18 protein-coding genes and 6 pseudogenes are annotated in these 20,674 nt (G+C 65.3%); 9 read left to right on the top strand and 15 right to left on the bottom strand.

Annotation, left to right across the window (positions count from 1 at the left end):
• Positions 1-77: 77 nt before the first annotated feature.
• The 4 genes from CJ177_RS47660 to CJ177_RS48745 form a co-directional block, all read right to left on the bottom strand.
• The gene (locus CJ177_RS47660) at positions 78-230 is read right to left on the bottom strand and encodes a hypothetical protein (RefSeq protein WP_179443367.1); all 153 of its coding nucleotides are present in this window, start codon (positions 228-230) and stop codon (positions 78-80) included.
• An 876-nt stretch (positions 231-1,106) separates the two neighbouring features.
• Positions 1,107-1,772, bottom strand: a complete 666-nt coding sequence (locus CJ177_RS35455) for a hypothetical protein (RefSeq protein ID WP_095869916.1) — start codon at positions 1,770-1,772, stop codon at positions 1,107-1,109.
• Positions 1,773-2,000: 228 nt separating this feature from the next.
• Entirely contained in the window at positions 2,001-3,470 is a 1,470-nt protein-coding gene (locus tag CJ177_RS35460) for a NarK/NasA family nitrate transporter (RefSeq protein WP_095869917.1), read from the bottom strand.
• Between the two features lie 737 nt (positions 3,471-4,207).
• A complete protein-coding gene (locus CJ177_RS48745; protein WP_257014836.1) occupies positions 4,208-4,456 on the bottom strand; it encodes a hypothetical protein in 249 nt (82 codons plus the stop codon).
• A 484-nt stretch (positions 4,457-4,940) separates the two neighbouring features.
• Here CJ177_RS48745 and CJ177_RS35470 point away from each other — a divergent pair, with 484 nt between their 5' ends.
• The 3 genes from CJ177_RS35470 to CJ177_RS35480 all read left to right on the top strand — a co-directional run bounded on the left by CJ177_RS35470 (position 4,941) and on the right by CJ177_RS35480 (position 8,411).
• Positions 4,941-7,043, top strand: coding sequence for a P-loop NTPase fold protein (locus CJ177_RS35470; protein ID WP_095869918.1), 2,103 nt, complete (start codon positions 4,941-4,943; stop codon positions 7,041-7,043).
• 268 nt (positions 7,044-7,311) lie between these two features.
• Positions 7,312-8,187 (top strand): hypothetical protein, encoded by an 876-nt coding sequence (locus CJ177_RS35475; protein WP_095869919.1) that lies wholly within the window; start codon positions 7,312-7,314, stop codon positions 8,185-8,187.
• An 8-nt stretch (positions 8,188-8,195) separates the two neighbouring features.
• Entirely contained in the window at positions 8,196-8,411 is a 216-nt protein-coding gene (locus CJ177_RS35480) for a hypothetical protein (protein WP_095869920.1), read from the top strand.
• 125 nt (positions 8,412-8,536) lie between these two features.
• On the opposite strand, the pseudogene CJ177_RS35485 reads toward CJ177_RS35480, so the two are convergent.
• The 4 genes and pseudogenes from CJ177_RS35485 to CJ177_RS35505 all read right to left on the bottom strand — a co-directional run bounded on the left by CJ177_RS35485 (position 8,537) and on the right by CJ177_RS35505 (position 10,741).
• A pseudogene (locus CJ177_RS35485) lies at positions 8,537-8,963 on the bottom strand (YciI family protein).
• A 95-nt stretch (positions 8,964-9,058) separates the two neighbouring features.
• Positions 9,059-9,396 (bottom strand): annotated as a pseudogene (locus CJ177_RS35490) (phosphoadenosine phosphosulfate reductase family protein); the annotation flags it as partial.
• Between the two features lie 74 nt (positions 9,397-9,470).
• Entirely contained in the window at positions 9,471-9,692 is a 222-nt protein-coding gene (locus CJ177_RS49545; RefSeq protein WP_338051659.1) for a hypothetical protein, read from the bottom strand.
• A gap of 665 nt (positions 9,693-10,357) precedes the next feature.
• The gene (locus tag CJ177_RS35505) at positions 10,358-10,741 is read right to left on the bottom strand and encodes a helix-turn-helix domain-containing protein (RefSeq protein ID WP_095869922.1); all 384 of its coding nucleotides are present in this window, start codon (positions 10,739-10,741) and stop codon (positions 10,358-10,360) included.
• An 83-nt stretch (positions 10,742-10,824) separates the two neighbouring features.
• Here CJ177_RS35505 and CJ177_RS35510 point away from each other — a divergent pair, with 83 nt between their 5' ends.
• The 3 genes and pseudogenes from CJ177_RS35510 (at position 10,825) to CJ177_RS49555 (ending at position 12,326) form a co-directional block, all read left to right on the top strand.
• Complete coding sequence (locus CJ177_RS35510) at positions 10,825-11,235, top strand: RidA family protein (RefSeq protein WP_095869923.1); 411 nt, start codon at positions 10,825-10,827, stop codon at positions 11,233-11,235.
• Between the two features lie 585 nt (positions 11,236-11,820).
• Positions 11,821-12,036 (top strand): annotated as a pseudogene (locus CJ177_RS49550) (dihydrofolate reductase family protein); the annotation flags it as partial.
• Between the two features lie 110 nt (positions 12,037-12,146).
• Positions 12,147-12,326, top strand: coding sequence for a dihydrofolate reductase family protein (locus tag CJ177_RS49555; protein WP_373560075.1), 180 nt, complete (start codon positions 12,147-12,149; stop codon positions 12,324-12,326).
• 168 nt (positions 12,327-12,494) lie between these two features.
• On the opposite strand, the gene CJ177_RS35520 is transcribed toward CJ177_RS49555, so the two are convergent.
• Positions 12,495-13,235 carry an SDR family oxidoreductase gene (locus tag CJ177_RS35520; RefSeq protein ID WP_167114164.1) on the bottom strand — a complete coding sequence of 247 codons (741 nt, stop codon included), beginning with the start codon at positions 13,233-13,235 and terminating at the stop codon, positions 12,495-12,497.
• Positions 13,236-13,329: 94 nt separating this feature from the next.
• Here CJ177_RS35520 and CJ177_RS35525 point away from each other — a divergent pair, with 94 nt between their 5' ends.
• Together CJ177_RS35525 and CJ177_RS35530 are read left to right on the top strand one after the other, a co-directional pair.
• Positions 13,330-13,881 (top strand): TetR/AcrR family transcriptional regulator, encoded by a 552-nt coding sequence (locus CJ177_RS35525; RefSeq protein ID WP_095869924.1) that lies wholly within the window; start codon positions 13,330-13,332, stop codon positions 13,879-13,881.
• A gap of 27 nt (positions 13,882-13,908) precedes the next feature.
• Positions 13,909-14,106: pseudogene (locus tag CJ177_RS35530) on the top strand (transposase); the annotation flags it as partial.
• On the opposite strand, the pseudogene CJ177_RS35535 reads toward CJ177_RS35530, so the two are convergent.
• Positions 14,084-14,328 (bottom strand): annotated as a pseudogene (locus CJ177_RS35535) (IS3 family transposase); the annotation flags it as partial. The pseudogenes CJ177_RS35530 and CJ177_RS35535 sit on opposite strands and share 23 nt — an antisense overlap.
• Here CJ177_RS35535 and CJ177_RS35540 point away from each other — a divergent pair.
• Positions 14,314-14,555: pseudogene (locus tag CJ177_RS35540) on the top strand (IS701 family transposase); the annotation flags it as partial. The pseudogenes CJ177_RS35535 and CJ177_RS35540 sit on opposite strands and share 15 nt — an antisense overlap.
• 128 nt (positions 14,556-14,683) lie before the next feature.
• On the opposite strand, the gene CJ177_RS35545 reads toward CJ177_RS35540, so the two are convergent.
• From CJ177_RS35545 to CJ177_RS35560, 5 genes are all read right to left on the bottom strand, one after another.
• The gene (locus CJ177_RS35545; RefSeq protein WP_095869925.1) at positions 14,684-16,147 is read right to left on the bottom strand and encodes an NAD-dependent succinate-semialdehyde dehydrogenase; all 1,464 of its coding nucleotides are present in this window, start codon (positions 16,145-16,147) and stop codon (positions 14,684-14,686) included.
• A complete protein-coding gene (locus tag CJ177_RS48750; RefSeq protein ID WP_257014850.1) occupies positions 16,140-16,274 on the bottom strand; it encodes a hypothetical protein in 135 nt (44 codons plus the stop codon). Before CJ177_RS48750 ends, CJ177_RS35545 begins: the two co-directional genes overlap by 8 nt.
• A gap of 179 nt (positions 16,275-16,453) precedes the next feature.
• Positions 16,454-17,269 (bottom strand): IS21-like element helper ATPase IstB, encoded by an 816-nt coding sequence (gene istB, locus CJ177_RS35550; protein ID WP_005572465.1) that lies wholly within the window; start codon positions 17,267-17,269, stop codon positions 16,454-16,456.
• On the bottom strand, positions 17,266-18,921 hold the full coding sequence (gene istA / locus CJ177_RS35555) for an IS21 family transposase (RefSeq protein WP_043793220.1): 1,656 nt from the start codon (positions 18,919-18,921) through the stop codon (positions 17,266-17,268). Before istA ends, istB begins: the two co-directional genes overlap by 4 nt.
• 645 nt (positions 18,922-19,566) lie before the next feature.
• The gene (locus CJ177_RS35560; protein WP_095869926.1) at positions 19,567-20,670 is read right to left on the bottom strand and encodes an SDR family NAD(P)-dependent oxidoreductase; all 1,104 of its coding nucleotides are present in this window, start codon (positions 20,668-20,670) and stop codon (positions 19,567-19,569) included.
• Positions 20,671-20,674: the final 4 nt, after the last annotated feature.

Consider the following 20,674-nt stretch of genomic DNA (forward strand, 5'->3'; position numbering starts at 1 on the left):
CCTGGACCCCGGCGGCAGGTACATATTGCGACCCGCGATTGGCCGGCGGGGCAGGGGCCCGGCATTGGCGCGTCAGTTCACAGGTATCCACCGGTGGTGAGGGTGAGGGCGATGATCACTGCGGCGGCCATCAAGGTGGCCGAATCCAGGATCAGATCCCATAACTTGCACTCGGGGTAGCGATTCCCGCCACTTTTGGTGGACTTCGTATCGTCGGAGGCTTCCTTCATATTCGCGTGTTTCTCTCGACGCCGCACTTCCCGGCATCGCCCATCCCGACAATCGCCCCGTTGAGCAGGGCGATTGTCCGCTGCTAGCGGGACTTGTCCGATTGTGCATCTCGACCGGTAGGCCTGTCACGGTGGCCAGTACGAGCGCGATCCGCATGAGCAGCAGGAATGGCTGATTCTGTGGGAATTGCTTCGAGGACGGCCCGGCAGTGCACCGCCTCGGCCCCGACTCGCTCGGAAAGCGACCGAGCTGAGCGTCCCGTGTGGTCGGATGTCCGGGAGGGAGGTGAGGATGATGGAACGTCCGGACCCTGGCGGGCCGATACGGCGAGAACGATATGAACTCCTGGTCGCAGCGAATCTGGCGCAGGAGAACGCATTCGAAATCCTGGCATTGATCTTTCGATCAAAGGGAGGGGACGAGGCCGCAGCCCGCCTGCGTGCGCTACTCGCTCTCACCGCAGCAAACCGAGTTGATCCTGATGACGCCCTACGGATCCATGACACAACAGGACGGCTCGGATCAACGAGGAACTCGACGCGATACGGAGGGAACTGGACGCCGAGTAGATGCTCATCCTCCTGCCCAGCTTCTCGATCCGGTCGTCCTCGTTTCTGTCCTTCCCGGCCCCATTTGGAAGCCAGTGACGCCGCGTCGGGAGCGACCCCGCGAGATGCTCGCGCATACGTCGACGCCTGGCCCCATTCAGCAGTGCGTCGGCCGCGCACGGTGTGCGACGCCTGCTCCAGTGGTGTTCGTCCACTCGTCATGCTGCGAGGATACGAATCCGCATCTGCGACGTGAGCGTCCGCGGTGCGGCCCGCCAGGCGGGCCGCACCGCGGGAGGTTGTTCAGCGATGACGCTTTGGGCCGTGTTACTTCTTCGGGGCCGGGGGTGCGTTCAGCAGGGTGATGAACGGATCGGCGTTGGCTGCCATGGCGCCGAGGCCGCCGATCGCGGTGCCGGCGAGGGAGGCGCCCGCGCCGACCAGTAGTGCGCCGCCGATGCATCCTGCCAAGGGGCCGGCGCCGAACAGCAGTGCTGCCGGTGCGGAGATCACGGCCCCGGCCACGGCGCCGAGGAGGCAGCCGCCGACCAGACCGGTTGCCGCGCCGAGGAAGCCGCCGACGGCCGCGGTGAGGGTGATGTTGTCCTTGACTCCGGCGGTGGCGGCGGGCAGGTCGACCTGCCGCAACGGAAGAGCGACCGGGGTTGCGGCGGCCGGGCTGGTGTCGGTGGTCAGGGTTGCGGTGCGGCCGTTGATCTGTGCGGCGACGGGGTGTGCGAAGCCGTTGACGGCGATCGACAGGGGTACCGACTCGACGGTGGCACCTGAGGCGTCGCGGATGATCAGGTGGTTGTTCTCGGTGCTCAGTGACCCGGCGGTGGTGTCGATGATGACCTGGTCACCGTTGCGGGTGAGGTTCCACCCCACACCGGGAGGGGTGGCTGGTGCGGGGTCCGCGTGGGCGGTGCCGGCGACGATTCCCATCGACGCGATGGTTATGGCGGCGACCGCCATCAGTTTGGACATTTTCATGCTCGTGGATTTCCTTCTCGTGTGTTCCAGGGACCGAAACGGTCCCTGCTGTGCTGGACGAGTCCGGCGGATGACCGCAGCGCCGCTCGACGCGGCCGAAGGCGCTGAATCGCCGTCGTGAGGATGTTGACCCGCAGGCTGGCTGTGCAGCCAATGCCGGGATGGTGTTCTGCTGAACGGGGTTCCGTGGATGAGTCGGCGTTCCCGGACGTTTCCGGAGGTTGTTGTTCAGAGAGCAGGCGTGAGAGTGTCGACCGGAGTGGATGCCGGTGCGGTCGGTCGCCGCAGGTACACGGTCCAGGTGATCACCGCGCAGAGGATGTAGAACGCGGCGAACACCCAGAATGCTGTGGTGGCGGACTTATGAACCCCGAGGTAGGACGCGCGTAGGACGAGGTTGATTCCGACTCCGCCGAGGGCGCCGACGGCGCCGGCGATTCCGATCAGTGCCCCGGACATCGTGCGTGACCAGACGGCGGCGGTCGGTGCGTCGTGAGGGTGCAGCGCTGCGGCTTTCGCGGCGAAGATGGCCGGGATCATTTTGTAGACGGACCCGTTGCCGATTCCGGAGATGACGAACAGCAGGATGAAACCGACGACGTAGGCGGTCATGATGGCGGTGTTCGCGGCCCCGGGGGTGGAGTCGTCGACGGTACCGGCGACGACGAGGATACCGGCGGCTGCCATCATCGCCACGAAGCTGTAGAGGGTGATCCGGCCGCCGCCGATCTTGTCTGCCAGGCGTCCGCCGAGTGGGCGGGATAGGGACCCGAGAAGTGGTCCGATGAAGGCGATCTGGGCGGCGTGCAGGGCGGCGGTGGCTTGCATGGCAGGGGTGGCCGGAGCGCCGTTGGTGAGTCCGGCGAGGAAGTTCAGTTGCAGGATCTGGCCGAAGGCGAAGCTGAATCCGATGAACGATCCGAATGTTCCGATGTAGAGGAACGAGATGATCCAGGAGTCACGGAATTTGAGTACATCGATGAGGGATCGTGCGTCGGTTTTCTGGTCGGTGAGGTTGTCCATGTAGAGGGCGGCGATGACGGCGGCGATGCCGATGAGCACCAGGTAGACCGCGCAGACGATCTGGGGGCTGCGGTTGCCCCAGGTGGCGATCACGAGCAGGCCGATCAGCTGGATGGCAGGGACGCCGATGTTGCCGCCGCCCGCGTTCAAGCCCAGGGCCCAGCCCTTGAGGCGTTGCGGGTAGAACGCGTTGATGTTGGTCATCGAGGACGCGAAGTTCCCGCCGCCGAGTCCGGCGAACGCGGCGACGATCATGAACGTGGTGTAGGAGGTCTCGGGCCTCGAGATGAAGTACAGGGTCAGGGTCATCGGAACCAGCAGTGCCAGTGCGCTGATGATGGTCCAGTTCCGGCCACCGAAGGTGGTCGTGGCGAAGGTGTAGGGCAGGCGCAGTATGGCGCCGACCAGGGTGGGTATGGCGACAAGGAAGAACTTTCCGGCTGCATCGATGTGGTAGACCGCCGTGGGCATGAACAGCACCATCACCGACCACACCGACCACACCGAAAATCCGATGTGCTCGGCGAGGATGGAGCCGAGGAGGTTGCGGCGGGCAATGTTCTTCCCGCCCGCCTCCCAGGCGGCCTCGTCCTCGGGGTCCCATTTGTCGATCCGATGCCCGACCGATATCGGGGCATGCGATGAGTTCGAAGGTCGCTGAGATATTGTTGTCACGGCTTAGCTCCTGAGATTGAAGATTCGCAGAACCATAAAGCCGGAATGTGTCCGCTCGATGGCCGGTGGTGTCGGGGCGCTTACACTTCGCTCACCTGGGCACATGCACGGAAGACAGCACCCCGAAACAACACCGTGACCATTGGGTAACAGACTCTACATATGCATATGCCCTGGTCGGGAGCAGGTTTTCCGGCCCCAGAGATGCGGTCTTCCCGGCTGCAGCGCGGGCGGTGTCGATCGCCGCGGTCGTCTTGTGGTCGTCGGCGGCGGGCCCGGGTGGTGATCATGGAGGTAGCGCGGTACCGAAAGCGATATGCCCGAACGCGTCAGGATGGCCCGGGGTGGGCGGCGCGGTCGGCCAAGTAGGCGAGCGTCATGGCAAGGTCGGACAGGAATGTTGCAGATCATGCCTGGTCGGGGGTCTGCGCCACGGATCGGCAGCGTTCGGAGGTCCCGCGGTCAGTCCGATCTTCCCCAGCCGTGCCCAACAGCAGCACTGCGGCGGTGTGTGACTCGACACGGCCCGGAGGTCGAGGCGGACAGACGTGGATAATAGGACGTGGTTACAGGCACCCGGTACAGCTCTGATGTCAAGCTGCGGAATATGATTCGTCACAAGGCGCGGAAGTGCATTTCGTCGCGATTGCTCCGCGATGACTCGATTAGCCGTCTCCGGTGGCCCGCGACAGGTGGACGGCTACTGACTGGGCACTTGCACAGTATGGCGATCTCATTCAGTCCGTCCGGTAAGTCGTTGAGACGTCGAGGATGGTCGAGCCGAAGAAAACCCCGTCGTCGTCGAGAACTTGGGCGATGTGTCCGAATGCGCGGCCCTTCTCCGCCCAGATACTAGGCACGCAGTGCAGCACGAAGTTCGCGGACACGGAGTTGAACACCCAGATGTCCGGGGGAAGCGGGGCGAGGACGCTGCCGGTGTACGCGGTCGCGGTGATGCCCCGGTCGGCGAGACGGGTGGTGGTCATCTGCAGGGTGTTCGGGTTGAGGTCGAGCAGCTCGATCGTCGGGTTTCGGGGTCGGGTATGTGGCGCGGCGGAGGTACCAGCCGGTTCCGGGGCCGATGTCGAGGTGCCGACCACCGAGGTGGAAGTTGTAGACCGCCAGCAGCGCCCGGCTGTATGGGGCGGCGCCGGCCTTCTCCGCCTCGGTGACCTCATCTGCAGACATGCGTGATCCCCCTCGTTGTTCACGTGATGGCGTTCCCCCGCCATCACCGATCGTAAACGGCGCCGACTTCAGGGACTCGGTCGATTCGTGTCGCGATGTTTCACGGCCGCCACGATGAAGTCACCGGTCTGGTACGAGTCCCGCCACGGCATACAGGGCGCCCGGAAGAAGCTAATGACATGCGGTGCCACGTCACAACGGTCTGTCATTCACGTGATCTACCTGCGGGTTTATTGGGCAGTGCAGTTCTGTCCAGCGATCGGGCTGTGATGAAGTGAAACCATGACTGTCACCGCGCCAGCGCATATTTTCACCGACGCACCGATCACAGATGCCAGCGGAGATCGCCTCGATCGCGAGGAGTTCTCGGCGCATGTAGCCCAACGGATTGCTGCGATGGGTGGACGCGACAGTGTCGCGTTCGGGCTCACCGGGGCTTGGGGTAGTGGAAAGACTTCCGTCCTGCGGATGATTGCGGATAACATGCCCACCCCCGAATGGTCCGTGCATTACTTCACGCCGTGGGCCGCATCCGATTCGGCGACGCTGGTGAAGGAGTTCTACGCCACCATCGAATCCGCCCTGCCTACCGATGTCCGCAAGAAGATGGGAGGCAAGTTGCGGGCGATGGTCCCACTTGCGACCGGAGCAGCCAGCATGATTCCAGTAGCGGGGAAGGCGGTTAGCACGCTTTTCGAGGAGACTGGCAAGTACTTCGAGAAATCATTCCAGGATCAGTTCAAGGAAGCATCGAAAGACATCGTCGAGGCAGGGATCCGCATACTTGTTGTCGTGGACGACATCGATCGACTCCACGCCGATGAGTTGGTCGCGGTGCTGAAGACGGTCCGCCTCCTCGGAAACTTCCCAGGGATCCACTATTTGCTTGCCTACGATCAGAACACCGTTCTCGATGTCCTGTCCGCGACATCGATCGCGAAGAACTCGGACCGGGCACTGCAGTTCCTCGAGAAGATCGTGCAGTACCCGTTCGACCTTCCTCCTCTGCAACAGCCACACCGCGTTCGGGAGATGACCACGGCGCTCGCGAAGGTGGAAGCGACCCACAGTCTCGGGCCGATACTCTCGGGCAGGGGGCCGTTCGGATCACCGGTCGATGATCTCCTGTCACTCGTTCCTCCCGGCGACCTCGAAACGCTCCGGGCAATCCATCGATTGGTAACCCAGTTCGATATCACGCTGACGGTGATCCGCCCGAACGAGATCAACGCCACAGACCTGTTGTTTCTGACGTTCCTGCGGGTGCGCTATCCGAGGCTGTACCAGAAGCTGCCTGCGTGGAAGGGCAGGCTGCTGAGGACCGGGCCGGTCTCCACTCGGAGCGGAGAGGAGCCGAATTGGCGTGCTCAGATCGAAGAGGCAGCTGAGGTCAATGGCGAACGCGCGGATGCGCTGGCGCGATTGGTGCAATACCTCTTCCCCGCTGTTAGAGGACCAGGCTGGATCGGAAACGCGCGCAAGCAGAGTGTTTGTAAAAGTGCGTATTTCGACAGGTACTTCGTCATGGGCATTCCGGTGGGCGATATCAGTGACGCACTAATTGTGGCCGGACTATCGGAGCTGGCGGACACCGGCCAACTCGCCGACCAGTCACCCCTGGGCATGGCGCTGGCGGATGAGCAGATGGCCGGCCACGCGGCGGAGAAATGTTGCACCCTCTTGCCCAAGGTCACGGCGAGCATGAACTCGGCTAACGCGGTTTCGGCCGCATTGGTTGTCAGTCGTCGTCTCCTGAATTTCACGACAGCCTCGAGATTGTCTTCGGAGTCTCGGTTCGCTGGTGCATTGGCAGGCATCGCCGTGGTACTAGCGGACACGGCTGAATCTGCCTGCGCAGTCCTCGAGACATTCGTCAGCGAATGGGGACTGCACGTGACGATCCGGACGATGTCGACCTCAGTCGCAGCCAACACGCCCACGGAGGAGGAGTCGGAGCAGATTCGTGCGGTCGGGGAAGACGTGCACCGCAGGTGTTTCGACGCCTGCATCACGGATCTCACGACGGACGATTCGGAAACTGGCTCCGTGCTCTTCTACGGGTCGTATCTGGGTGAGGATCGTCTGAACGAACTACGCAACAAGGTCAAAGAGATGATCGATGGCGGCCAGGAAGTGGACCGAATTGCGGCACGCTTCGTCAGTATCTACACGGCGTACAGCAGCGAATCAGGTCCAGTCCAAGGCGCGCCGCTACTTGGTGGTTTCAACCGAGATGAGTTCGAGATGGTTGTGCCTCGTCAGCTTTGGGAGCCTTTGATCGTGGAAAGACCAGAGGACCGCGAGGAGATCAATGAAGACGATGCTTCGATCGAGAACCGCGTTCGGCGGGCCCGTCAGGCACTGATCCAGGCGAAGTCAGAATAAGCGTGACAAACACATTCGGAGCGATCGTTGGCTGAAATCGGGCGGGATGAGCTGATCGTGGACTGCGGACGCTAGGTATGCTGGGCGTCAGTCGGCGGTGACGCCGGCGATGCGCGCGGGAACGTGTTGATGGTTGGTCGCCAGATGATGCACGTTCTCCGTGGAACCCGCCCGTGAGGTGGGTCCGGGCGTGGCAGATGGCTCTAGGAACCCGTCTGCCACGTTTCGTCGTTTCAGGGGCGGTACCGAGGCGGTCGGGGAGGTCGGGGTGGCGTACAACGTGAGCCCGGACGCGCCACCGACGCGCCTGGACCCGGAGGCCGGCACCAGTATTACGCCCGCATCGAAGCCCGCTGGCTATCGTTCCGCCGACACGTACAAAGACCGCGCACAGGAGCGTGATTCGGCCCGGGAGCTTGACCGGATGGTCGAGGACGCCGAATTCACCCGCGCCCGCAAAGACCTGGAGCGGGCCTTCCCGCGAGCGACAGTGCCCGAGGTCTCCGAACGTAAACGCCGGGACTTGCCGATCCCGGATTCGATTCGTCAGCCGCCGAGTTCGCGTCAGCGCAAGGTGCGCTCGGTGAACAAGCACAGGGCGCAGTCGCGGTTGCCGGCCGTCGGGTACACCGCCGTGCAGACCCTGATTACCGACCCGGACCGGTGGAAGACGGTCGGCGAGGCGTTGTCGACGGCACGCGGTGACGCGCAACAACTGGACGAGAAGATGAGGTCCCAGGTCCAGCGCGTGGACCGGGCGATTCAGACCGCGGAACGGTTCAACGACCGAGGCCACATCCTCTACTGCGCGGTCACGCTCCCGCACATGGTGCCGCAGGAAGCGGTCAACCTGCCCTCGACGCTGCAGCCGGATTCGCGGCTGGATTTCGATCGGCACACAATGGCCACCCATGCCCTGCACGAACTCGACCCGACGGTCGGGGAGCGGGACGTGGTGTTCGAGATCGAAACGGACCGGGGCATGTATATGGGGCGGTCGGACACGGTCGACGACACTGCGCACCTGCTGCCGCGCGGGATGCGGTTCGAGGTGGTCTCGGCCGGTGAGGGGCGCTACCGTCGCCCGGACGGGAGCATTGGCCGGCGGATGATCGTGCAACTGCGAGACATCACCGAGGAATGAGGGGCTTGATGGGACTATTCACCGACGACAAGGGCCGACCCGAGCTGGTCGTGCACCCGGACATCAAGCTGGGGCGCGCGCACTTCCGGCCCGTCGACGACCAACCCGAGAGCGAACCCGAGGAAACCCCGAAGCAACGCGCCCGCCGGGAGCTGAAGAAGCGAATGACCGAGGAACGGCTCGCGAAACAGAAAACCGAAGGCACCAACCCCGAGAAGGGGTAAACGCCTCCGGCTCATCCTGTGCATCCGCAGTGGACAAACTCTAGCCCATTCTTGCTCATGTACTAGACAGCCCGCGTTGTTCGAGCGGCCCCGGCACCGCGATCAGAGGCTCGGGGGACGTGTCATCACCCCTGGTGAAAGCCGCACTCCGTCGTGGTCGGTGCAGCGGTCAGGAAGGGGCGCACCTCGAGCCATTCGTGGATCGGCTTCCCATCCGCACCCCGGGGCCGCGGACAACTCGCCGGCCAGCTCGAGCGCCCGCTCGTGGGTCTCGACGTCGATCACCATCCAGCCGGCGATCAGGTCCTTGGTCTCCGCGAACGGGCCGTCGGTCACCGGCGGCCGCCCCTCGCCGTCGTACCGGACGAACATGCCCTCCGCGGAAAGTGCCTGGCTGTCGACGAATTCGCCGGTGCCCTCCAGCCGGGCGGCGAAGTCGTTCATGTACTGCACGTGGGCCGAGATTTCCTCCGGCGTCCATTGGTCCATGGGCACGTCGTTGACCGATGCCGGCGCGCCGCGGTAGTGCTTGAGCAGCAGGTACTTGGCCATCATGTTCTCCTTTGGTGCGGTGCGGCCCATTGTGGCCGTTTCACTCCGGGGACGGAGCCGCGCGGGGGTTCTCGACATATCCCGGCGACATTTTTCTAGCTCAGTTGTCGGATACGGGGGAGGGTGTCGGCGAGTTGTTCGAAGAGGGCGGGCCAGCCGCGGCGGAGCCAGGTGAGACGGCCGCGGTCGAGGTGGCCACCGTCGATGAGGTGGGAGAGGCGGTGTTGCTGCTCGGGGACACCCAGCTCACGGAGTTTGGTGTAGACGGGATTCACCGGGAGCCGGTGGCGGGCGATGTGGGCCCAGACGTCGGTGGTGGTCCAGTCCCAGATCGGCCCGTACGCGGTGGTGCCGTCGGACGGGAGATGATGCCGTCGCGGCGGCAACCTCGGGTGTAGAGGTGCCAGCGGGCGGCGGATTCGTCGGCCCGCACTACATCAGCAGCCTGCCCTCGTCCGGATCGTCCACGTCGGATACGACGACCGGAAGCCGACTCGTATTCGGGGCTCAGCCGGTGTTGGCGCCCCGGTGTCGGCTGTAGTAGCCGGCCATCAGCCGCCAGTAGACCAGCAGCAGCGCCATCATGACCGCGGTGGCACCGGCTGCCGGTGCGGCGCGGCGTCGCCGGGCGGCGATCAGTGCGGTGATGCCGGCCAGCGTGGCCGCCGCGTTTACCGCCATCGCGGTGTCGCGTGGCCGCTCGGTGATCCAGAGTTCTTCGCCGAGCACCGCCCGGGTGGACCAAGCGTGCTCGTCCGCCGGTTCGGGAAGATCACGGGGTTGGCGGCCATCCAGGCACCGACGATCGCGGCATGGCTCCACTGCCGTGTCGACAGAGGAACGAGCACAAGAGGGGTGCTCAGCCAGCGAGTCCAGGCACTCCACGGGTTGGAGTGGCGAGCGAAGACCTCGTGTTTGAGATCGGCGAAACCGCGTGGCATGTCAGGATCTATCTTCCGGCCCGCGCGCCAGCGTTCGATCACCGCGGGCGCTGCGAGACGTGTCTTGCCGCACCCAACCCGGACCGAGCAACGTGACGAGCCTCCCCGGGGCCACGAGGACGGCGATCTCTCGGAGTTCACGGGCACGGCCGATGAACCTGGAAAGGTCGGGCGGCAGCGTGTCGATGTCAGTCATCTGCGCAAAGTCTGGCACCGCCGCGCGGCGCCGGGAACGAGCTGGATCGGCTCGCAGCGAGTTGGAGTCGCCGCGCCAGCAGGAAGGCCGGCAGCCCCACGCTCACTGCGGCGGCGATGCTGAGCAGGGGATAGAGGCGCCAGTACCGCAAACCGATCCCTGAGAGGATGCGCATGATGATCGACAAGCAGAGCGCCCGGTGCTGTCAGGGATCACTTGTGGGGCCGGCCCCTGCGTCCGAATGCCGTGCGGGTGCATCAGGCGAGTTCCGACTCGGCATCGAAGCGTGTGCGTGCGTTTTCGATCTCGGGCATGTGGGTTTCGGCCCAGCCGAGGAGGACATCGACCGGATGGCGAAGGGTCTTGCCGAGCGGGGTGATCCGGTACTCGACGGCGACCGGGCGAGAGCTGAGAAGTTCGCGCTCGATGATGCCGTTGCGTTCGAGTCGACGCAGGGTGGCGGTCAAAGATTTCTGTGTCACTGAAGGGATCGCGCGGCGCAGATCGTTGAAGCGGCTTGGGCGCTCGCACAGTTCGTTGAGCACCGCCAATGACCACTTGTCGAGAATCTGATCAAGCAGCTCTCGATGAGGCGGGGTGATCGTGAGTTCGTCGCGAACGGCCTGGGGAGTATCTCGCATGCTACCTAGTCTCATTGAAGTGACTTCTGTATACCAGGTATTAAAGGTATACCTATCCAGGTCGATATTCGAGGAGAACCTTCATGACCGTTCAGTACTTCACCCCCGATGGAATGACGCAGCCCACTCCGTATCACCACGTCGCTGTCGGTTCCGGAACCCGACACGTCCACGTCGCAGGTCAGATCGCACGGCTCGCCGATGGAACCCCGGTTGCCCAAGGTGATCTCGCGGGGCAGGTCGCCCAAGCGCTCCGCAACACCGCGACAGGGCTGACCGGGGTGGGCGCGACCTTCGACGACGTCCTCCGGCTGACCTTTTACGTCACGGACTGGAAGCCCGAGAAGATCGGTGAGTTCATGGCCGGTGTCGAGCAGGTCGCCGAGGAGATCGGGCTCACGCTGCCGCTGCCGCCGACATCGCTCATCGGCGTGGACTACCTGTTCGAGCCGGATGTGCTCGTCGAAGTCGAGGCGACCGCCCTCATCGACTGACCGAATTCCGCGGGGCGCTTGTGCTGCAACAGCAACCGAGCGCCTGCGCGGGGGCAGCGCCCACCAAACAGTCCTGGTTACCCATCCGCTCTCGGGACGAGCGCTGACCCTTGCGAGTGCGCGCTGGGCGCCGATCTCGTCCCGGTGCAGGTTCGGCGTGCGGGACGAGTGGGCGCTGTGCTATTCCCGTCGAAGTGAGCCCATCCGCAGGTACTCTGGGTCCCTCACGAGGCGGGGTCCACCCACTCTGCCGAGCATCCCTGTGGCGCCCGGAGCCGGGCGTCACACGCAAAATCTCGGATAGAGTAGCCGAATGCGTCGGGCAACTTCGACATCGCTGAGTGCGTGGTACAGCGAGGTGTTCGACATCGGCCTCGACACCCTTTGGAGATGCGTCACGGCGCACCACCACACCAAGCTCGGGGGTAGTCCCGGCTACTACGTCGTCTGGCGCGGCGCTGGCGTTCACGTGTCGCTTCCCGACGCCGCTGGGGCGGAGACGACTCGCTGTCTGTCCCGCCAGCCCGCCGGAGTCCTGCGAGGAAGCGCGTGAGCGACACGAGCACCGGCACCGGCAAAGTGGTCGTGAACAGGGCGATGTCGCTCGACGGCTTCATCGCCGGTCCCGACCACGCGATGGACTGGATCCTCGACCTCATGAGCGCGGCCGCGTTCCCGGAGGTCATGGCGGCCACGGGCGCCATGCTCATTGGCCGGGGCACCTACGAGGTCGCCAAGCAGATGGCCGACGAGGACACCACCTACGACGGGGGGCCCGAGTTCGTCCTCACCCACGAGCCGCCGGACGAGCCGGACCCAGGGGTCACGTTCCTCACCTGCGACATCGCGGAAGCCGTCGCCACGGCGCTCAACGCTGCGGGCGGCAAAACCTGGAGATCCTCGGTGCCGACGTGGCCAGCCAGTGCCTGCAGCGAGGGCTCGTCGACGAGATCCTGGTGTATGTCCTGCCGGTGCTTCTCGGCGACGGTATCCGCTTCTCGACCCCAGGCCTCGGCAGGATCGACCTGGAACCGTTCAGCAACACGCAGTCGGGCCCCGTCACCATGCTCCGATTCCGCGTCCGCAAATGATCCCGGCGCTCCGTCCCTGAATGGCACGAGCACCATCTCAGCTCGATTGCCAGGCGGGACGTGCGATGGGACCGCCTGACTCGTTGCACGAAGAGACAGGCGCAACATCACCGGGTGGCCGCAAGGCGATCGCCTATGGGCGAATGCCTTGAGATCGGGCAACGGCACCTAGCCTTGGACGGTTGGGCGGATGGTGATATCGCCGATTTCGACGTCGTGGGGTTGTTCGATGGCAAACGCGATGGCGCGGGCGACGGCTTCCGGCGGGATGGCGAATTCGTTCATGTTCCGCTGGATCTGCGCGCGGACCTGGGCATCGTCGATGGAATCGGCGAGATCGGTCCGGACCACGCCGGGCGACACCGACGTTGTCCGCAGTACGCCGTCGGTCGATTCTTGCCGCAGTCCTTCCAACAGGGTGCGGACGGCGTTCTTGGTTCCGGCGTAGACCGCCTGGGTGGGGACGATCTTCAGGCCGGACGTCGACACGGTGGTCACGAGATGCCCCTCGCCCTGTCGACGGAATATCGGAAGTGCCGCGGCGATGCCGTGGAGCACCCCACGGAGGTTGACGTCGATCATCGCCGACCAGCCGTCGACGTCAAGGTCTGCCATGTTCCCGATCTTGCTAATTCCGGCATTGTTCACCAGTACATCGAGTCTGCCGAACTCCTCTACGGCGCGGCCGACGAGCCGCTCGAGGTCCTCGGGGCGGGTGACATCAGTAGTGCAGGTGGCAGTACGTCCACCACGTTCACGGATGCCCTGGGCGAGCTCGTCGAGACGCTCGGTCCGACGCGCACCGAGGACGACCGCCGCGCCGCGCTCGGCGAGCAGGCGGGCGGTTGCCTCACCGATGCCACTGCTCGCGCCGGTGATGGCGACAACCTTGCCGTTGATGGCTGACATGTGGAATCCCTTCACTTAAAGTGGACATGTGTCCGCTTACGTTTCAGGTTAGCGGACACGTGTCCGCTTACTCAAGTCGTCATGCAGAGGACAGATGAACGCACCCCGCCGCCGCTCCGACGCTGCCGAGAATCGCGCTCGGATTATCGAGACCGCACGAACGGTCATCGCGAACTCAGACGAGCTGAGGCTCAACGCGATTGCCAAGCAGGCAGGGGTCGGCCAGGGCACCCTGTACCGCCACTTTCCGACTCGAGATGACCTGCTGGCCGAGGTCTATCGCAACGATGTCGAACAGCTCGTTGCGGCCGCGCCGGCGTTCCTCGCCGAGCATGAGCCGCTCAAGGCGCTGGCTTGCTGGTTCAACCGGGTGGCGGACTATGCACGAATCAAGCGTGGAGTGTTCGCCGCAGTCGAGACGGCGGTATGGCGGGACCTCTCCGCGCACAGCCTCGGTCCGATCGGTGATGCGGTGACAATGCTCCTTGCCGCCGGCAAAGCCGCCGGAGCGATCCGCTCCGATGTCGACGCTCGTGACGTCATCCTCCTCATCGGCTACCTGTCCCGGCTCGACGAGAACGAATGGGACATTCGAGCCCGGCACCTGCTCAGCATCGTCCTCGACGGATTGCGCCGGCGCGAGTAGCGAACGTTGATCGGCACGTCTCCGGGCTTGCCGGATGCGTTGGGGGAGACAGCCGAACCGTTGATTCCGCCGTTCGCCACCCGACCACAGGGCGGCGGCAGCGCACCGGTCGACGACCGAGCGGTGTTCACCGCGGTCGTGTTCGTGCTGATCAGCGGATGCGCCTGGCGGCCTCTGCCGCCTTCGTTCGGGATCACGGTCCCGACAAGACGTCGACGCAGAACGTGGTGTAGACGAACCCGGCCAACGTCCAACCGTAGGTGAAGTCGGCGACCCACCACTGGTCCGGGCGCTGCGGTGCGTCCCAGTTCCGCTCGATCAGATCGGGTGCCGCGGCGCCCGATCGTCGGGCTGGGTGGTGATCGTGTGGTGTTTGCCGCGGACGGCTCCGGTGATGCCGGTGATCGCCATCAGGCGGGACATCTGATCGCGCCCAATGTCGTTGCCTACTACATCTGCCCGGTCCCGCCGACACCGAACCTGCCGAGCCGGAGCGGGTGGCCGGCAGCCGCTGGGCGATAGGGGAGTGCTCCCAGACCACCAAGAACGAGACCTGCCTCGACCACTACCAGATCCGCGGGTACCCGACCTGGTACCGGCACATCGACCTGTCGATGGCCGTGGCCGCCATCCTGACGATCCTGCGCCGTGGCGCTCAAAAAGGGGATCTGAAACTGTCTCGGCCCGAGTCGTATCTCAGTATGAAGTCGGCTCAGCGAAATTGCTCTCCGCTCTATAGATCTCCGCGCTCGACGACTATAGCCAGGCCTGGATGACCGGTCGACGATCCTCGGTCGGGCGACTATTGACCAGACGCGAAGCCGATGTATTTGGTTTCGAGGTACTCCTCGATGCCTTCGGTGCCGCCCTCGCTGCCGAGTCCGGACTGCTTGACTCCACCGAACGGCGCGGCGACGTCGGAGATGACGCCGCGGTTGACACCGACCATGCCGCTCTCGAGCTTGTCGGCGACGCGGAACGCACGGTCGACGTTCTGTGTGTAGATGTACGCGGCGAGACCGTATTCGGTGTCGTTGGCGGCGGCGACGCCCTCGGCCTCGGTGTCGAAACCGGTGATCGCGGCGACGGGTCCGAAGATCTCCTCGCGGACGATGCGCGCATTTGCGGGCACCTCGTCGAGGACGGTGGGCTGGAAGAAGTAGCCGGGACCGTCGACGGACTTGCCGCCGGTGCGGACCCGGGCGCCCGCGGCGACGGCGTCGTCGACGAGGGACGCCACGTTGCGGCGCTGCTTCTCGTTGACGAGGGGGCCGACGTTGGTGCCGTCTTCGCTGCCCGGTCCGACGGTGAGTGCGGCGATCCGGTCGGTGAGCTTGGTGGTGAATTCCTCGCGCACCGAGTTCGCGACGATCAGGCGGTTGGCGGCGGTGCACGCCTCGTCGCCGTTGCGCATCTTCGCCGCCATCGCGCCCTCGACCGCGGCGTCGATGTCGGCGTCGTCGAAGACCACGAACGGGGCGTTGCCGCCGAGTTCCATCGAGGTGCGCAGAACCTGCTGGGCGGACTGCTCGATGAGGATCTTGCCGACCCGGGTGGATCCGGTGAACGTCACCTTCCGCAGCCGCGGATCCGCGAGCAGCGGTTCGGTAACGGCGGCGGCGTTCGACGCGGGCAGCACCGACAGCACACCGGCGGGCAGGCCGGCCTCGGCGAAGATCTCGGCGAGCAGCAGCATGGTGAGCGGGGTGTCCTCGGCGGGCTTGACGATGATCGTGCAGCCGGCGGCGAGCGCGGGACCGATCTTGCGGGTGCCCATCGCGAGGGGGAAGTTCCACGGTGTGACGGCCAGGGTGGGTCCGACGGGGACCTTGGTGACCATGATCCGTCCGCTGCCGGACGGTGACGTGGTGTAGCGGCCCTGGATGCGGACGGCTTCCTCGCTGAACCAGCGCAGGAACTCGGCGCCGTAGTTCACCTCGCCGCGGCTTTCCGGCAGTGCCTTGCCCATCTCCATCGTCATCAGCAGCGCGAGGTCGTCGGTGCGCTCGATGACCTTCTCCCACGCCGAGCGCAGGATGATCGACCGCTGCCGCGGGGCCGTGGCCGCCCATTCCTCCTGGACCGCCGCGGCGGAGTCCAGTGCGCGCATCGCGTCCTTGCCGCCGGCATCGGCGACGTCGGCGATGAGGGGTCCGGTGGCGGGGTCGTAGACCGGGAATGTGCCGCCGTCGATCGGGTCGGTCTGGGCGCCGTCGATCCACAGACCGGTGGGCAGGGTGGCGCGGAGCCGTTCGAAATCAGTCATCGGAGTCCTCGTGGTGGGAATGGTGGTGATCGCACGCCTCCGGGGTGGGGGCGACGTCGAGGGCGGGGTTGCGGTCGAAGAATCCGACCGGTTTCAGCCAGAAGGACACGGTGTCTGGCTCTGTCAACTCGATCTGGCCCCACCTTGTCGGCTCGAGTTGGCCCCAGCCGACCCTTACTCGTGAGGGTGTGACGGCTTGAAGTGGCCCCACCCCGATGCGGTGAACTGGGCGTTCTGGGTTGGTCGAATGTCCGGGCTGGACGCCGCGACGTCGACGGTGTTGTCCGTCGCCGGCGTGGTCTCCGGTTAGCTCGCGGCTTGGGCTGCTGCCCTGGTTTGAGCGAGCCGGTAGCTGTCGGTGCCGGTTTCGATGATCGCGCCGCCGAAGGTGAGTCGGTCGACGATGGCCGCGCAGAGTCTCGGGTCGGTGAACGTCCGGGTCCAACCTGAAAATGACTGGTTGGACGCAATCGCCACGGAGTTCTTCTCCTCGCGTTCGGTCAAAACTTGGAACAACAACTCGGCACCGCGTTTGTCGAGTTCCATGTAGCCGAGCTCGTCAATGCAGAGCAGATCCACCCGCCCGTAGCGGGCGATGGTCTTGGCGAGCAGTTTCTCGTCGGCGGCCTCGACGAGTTCGTTGACCAGTTTCGTCGCCAGGGTGTAGCGGACCCGGAAGCCGGCCTCGGCGGCGGCGGTGCCCAAACCGATCAGCAGGTGCGATTTGCCGGTGCCGGAATCGCCGATCAAACACAACGGTTCGCCCTTGCGGACCCAGACGCAGCTGGCGAGGCTGTTGATGGTGGCCGGATTGACGTTGGGGTTGGCATCGAAGTCGAAGTCCGCCAACCATTTCTGGCGTGGGAATCCGGCGGCCTTGACCCGGCGGACGCTGCGGCGGCGGGCACGGTCGTCGCATTCGGCGAGCAGCAGGTCGGCGAGGAAGCCCTCGTAGGTCAGTTGCTCCTTGTGGGCGACGGTGAGCATGTCCTCGAACCGGGTGCGCACCGTCGGCAGCCGCAGATCACGGCAGGCCTGCTCGATCGCGGTGGCGGCGGCTTCGGGGGTGAGTCCACGCCGGCGCCGTGCGGCGGCCGGTGAGGTGGGGGTCGACCCGGTCATGATGATGCTCCTTCACGTGCAGAGACGGCGTCCGAGGAGGGTGGCGGCCGCCGCCGCAGCAACTCGTCGTAGGCGGCGACGGTGGGAAGCGGCCGCGAATCCGGTGGCAGCCCGGCGATCACCGCCTCCGGATCGGTCAACCTGCGTGCGGTCATCGACACCACCTTCGACGGTGCCGCCGCAACTGGGGTGACCGCGTCGTCGGGACGGTCGGCGGCGGCCTTGCGGGCCTCGACGGCCACCACGTCCGCGCAGGCGGCCCCGACAGCGACCGCGGCGCGGAGCCCGGAAGTCACATCCTCGTGTGCCATGTTCCGGTGCAGCAGCAGCACTTCGACGAGGGCGCGGGTGCCGTCGGCGTCCCCGTGCACCGATCGTGCCAGCGCCCAGAACGCCTCGTGGTCGGCGGTGAACGTCCCCGCCGCCCGCGCCTGGGACAGCGCGGTCGACCCCGGTAGCGCGCCGGGTTTGCGGGCGAGGACCTCGAGGTAGTGATCGAGCACCAAGGCCTGCGCGCCCTTGCGGGCGAGGCGGAGATGGCGGGCGACCTCCCGCCGGCCGTCGAAGATCACCACCTCACTGGCCCGCAGCGAGACCCGCACCTGCCGTCCGATCAGGTAGATCGGCACCGAATAGTGGCACTGGCGCACCGTGACCCGCGAATACCGGTCCACCCGCGGCGTCAACCACAGGCCGGGCTCGAACTCCTCGGCCGGGAGCGGCCGCAACAAGGGCCGTTCGGTGGCGAAGTCCTCCCCGACGGTCCGGATCCGGGTATCGATCCGCCGGCCGTCGTCCGCCCGATCCGCCGCCGCGAGGCGCGCGTTGAGCTCGTCCAGGGTGTCGACCTTCGGCACCGGGACCAGGTGGTTACGGCGGAAGCGCCCCACCTCACCCTCCACACCGCCCTTCTCGTGGGCGCCCTCGAGACCAGACAAGCAATAGAAGGAATCGAAGCCGTAGTGCGACCGGAACAGAATCCACCGATCCGACTCGGACCGGTTGCGCCCGAACAACACCCGACGCACCGCAGATCGCAGATTGTCGTACCGGATCTTGCCGGTCGGGACACCACCGATCGTGGCGAAGGCGATCACATGGCCCTCGATGAACGCCTCCTGCCCCTGCGAGGCGAATACTCGGTGCACCGCCTTGCCCGAGTGCGACAGCCGGAGGGTGAACAGGAAACACTTCGTCCGCACCCCGGCCAGATCGATCCACACATCTCCGAAATCGACCTCCGCCTCCGCACCGGGAAGATGGTCTTGCAGCACGAAGGCCGTCTCGGTTCCCCTCCCGGACTCGGCGACGATCTCCGGGCGTCGGCGGGCGACGTAGTCCCGCACCGACGAGTACGAGGCCTCGCAGCCGTGCTCGTCGACCAGCCTTGTCCAGATCCGTTTGGTCGTGTGCCTCTGCTTCCGCGGCGCGGTCAGGTCCGTGACCAGCATGTCATCGATCAACGTCTTGAACCGTTCGAGCTTCGCCGCGATCCGCACCGGCCTCTTGCGGGGAGGCGGAATCGGAGACTCCAAGGCCGCGCGCACCGTCCGACGATGCACACCATGGCGGTCCGCCAGCGCGCGGATCGACAAGCCCTCACACCGCGCATCGCGGCGGATGTCCTCGAAAAGCTGCACCCGAGACTCCAACCCGAACCCCTCACGGCCGGCGGTGTGGTCGGTCTCGATCATCGCGCCCACACCCGTCACCGGGATTCACACCGACGAAAACAGCCACCCCGGGCGTGTCGCGGTGGGGCCACTTCGAGCCGTCACACCCTCACCGGATAAGGGTCGACTGGGTCCAACTCAAGCCGCCCGACCGGGGCCACTTCAGACTGCCAGAGCCACGGTGTCTGCACGCATGGTCCGCAGCCATGAAGGTTTGCAGGGGTACATGTCGGCGGCCAGCAGCATGCCACGCTCTGGCCGACGAATTCGACTGCAAGCCAATGTCGTTTCGCGAGCCGGGCATGATTGGCAGTGTGTGCTCGATACCGCCGGCCGCAGGAGAATGGTGAGTTGGGATCGAACATCGCCGGATTACGCGGCCGGCCAGGGCGGACATAGGCGCTTGAGCTGACCACCAGGCTCAGGCCCTACGCCGAGGAAACGGCGGAGATGCGGAGAGGGGAGTGCGCAGCGACTACGGGACCCCTAGCGTGATCCGGGAGAGGGGAATCAGTGTTTGCATCCTGGCCCGTGGACTCGTGTGTGTGGTCGCCGGGTTGCCGACCGACCCCGGTTTGAGGCGAAGATGCACTGGCGGTGTGCATGCCGGTCGGCGGTATGGCGTCAGACCGGGATCGTGACTTCCTGGCTCGATTCGACCCGGTGGACTCGCAGCGACAACTCCCGCATTCCTAGAGAGGGGAGCATCCCGACGAAGGCCCGGCCATGTTCCGAATCGGCGTGCTGATCGAGCGCTGACTGCGACTCCCATTCCTCATAGACGTAGAAGACCCCCCGTGCCACTAGGTCAGCGCTGATAACAAACGAGATATTGCCCGCATCGTGGACCGACTTCGCCACTAGCTCCCCGATGGCGGCGCTGGCCCGGTCATGGAGGTCCTCCTCGATCACGAGGCGTCCGCTTTGGACTATTACTGCACCGTCTTGCACCTGCCCGCGCCCCGTCATCTGGTCGATGTCGTCGTGCAGCCTCTGTCGGACATCCGGGGTGAGCGAGACCAGGAACGTGTCATCGCGCAAGCCGGCGAGCAACGCGTCCGCGACCTCGTCGGGGCTCTGAAGGGCCTCCAGCTCGAGTCCGGCTTCGAAGATCTCGGTCGGTATGCCAACCAGGGGAACTTCGAGCGTGTGCCGCGTGTTGGTGATGTCCGGGCAGAGCAAGGTGACGCCCACGCCTTGCGGTGAGAGGTAGGCGTTCAGCGTGCGGGCGAGACCGATCAAACCGGACTTCGACAACGTATAGGCACCCCCTAACGGCACTTGCTCAGGAAACAGCCCAAGGCTCGATGAGGTGACAATGAGGTGGCCATGGCCTCGCGCCACCATTTCGGGCCCGAACTCGAGGAAGGCACGGACAACGCCGACAGCGTTGACATCGAGAACATGCTCCCACCGCTCGAGAGGGATCTGCTCCAGCGGGCCGGCTACCGAGGTGCCTGCATGGCTCCAGACGATGTCGGTCTGGCCCATCACCTCGGATATCTGACGGTGCAGGTCTGCGAGATCCTCTGTTCGGGTGGTGTCGCAGGCGACCGCGAGGGAGCGCCGCCCGAGACCCTCGACCTCGGACGCAACCGCCTTGGCTGCGGCCTCGTCGATGTCGGCGACGACGACATCACAACCGGCGCGCGCGAGCGCGAGAACACCGGCTCTGCCGATACCGTCTCCGCCTCCGATGACCACTGCTGTCTTGTTGCGAAGATCCATTTCA

The sequence above is a fragment of the Rhodococcus sp. ACPA1 genome (assembly GCF_002300195.1).
In the GTDB taxonomy this organism is placed as follows: Bacteria; Actinomycetota; Actinomycetes; order Mycobacteriales; family Mycobacteriaceae; genus Rhodococcus_F; species Rhodococcus_F opacus.

Bases quoted from the DNA above. Each gene is read 5' to 3' on its own strand.
- CJ177_RS47660 (WP_179443367.1), bottom strand. From the start codon at position 230: ATGAAGGAAGCCTCCGACGATACGAAGTCCACCAAAAGTGGCGGGAAT.
- CJ177_RS35455 (WP_095869916.1), bottom strand. From the start codon at position 1,772: ATGAAAATGTCCAAACTGATGGCGGTCGCCGCCATAACCATCGCGTCG.
- CJ177_RS48745 (WP_257014836.1), bottom strand. From the start codon at position 4,456: ATGACCACCACCCGTCTCGCCGACCGGGGCATCACCGCGACCGCGTAC.
- CJ177_RS35470 (WP_095869918.1), top strand. From the start codon at position 4,941: ATGACTGTCACCGCGCCAGCGCATATTTTCACCGACGCACCGATCACA.
- CJ177_RS35480 (WP_095869920.1), top strand. From the start codon at position 8,196: ATGGGACTATTCACCGACGACAAGGGCCGACCCGAGCTGGTCGTGCAC.
- CJ177_RS35505 (WP_095869922.1), bottom strand. From the start codon at position 10,741: ATGCGAGATACTCCCCAGGCCGTTCGCGACGAACTCACGATCACCCCG.
- CJ177_RS35510 (WP_095869923.1), top strand. From the start codon at position 10,825: ATGACCGTTCAGTACTTCACCCCCGATGGAATGACGCAGCCCACTCCG.
- CJ177_RS35520 (WP_167114164.1), bottom strand. From the start codon at position 13,235: ATGTCAGCCATCAACGGCAAGGTTGTCGCCATCACCGGCGCGAGCAGT.
- CJ177_RS35525 (WP_095869924.1), top strand. From the start codon at position 13,330: ATGAACGCACCCCGCCGCCGCTCCGACGCTGCCGAGAATCGCGCTCGG.
- CJ177_RS35545 (WP_095869925.1), bottom strand. From the start codon at position 16,147: ATGACTGATTTCGAACGGCTCCGCGCCACCCTGCCCACCGGTCTGTGG.
- istB (WP_005572465.1), bottom strand. From the start codon at position 17,269: ATGACCGGGTCGACCCCCACCTCACCGGCCGCCGCACGGCGCCGGCGT.
- CJ177_RS35560 (WP_095869926.1), bottom strand. From the start codon at position 20,670: ATGGATCTTCGCAACAAGACAGCAGTGGTCATCGGAGGCGGAGACGGT.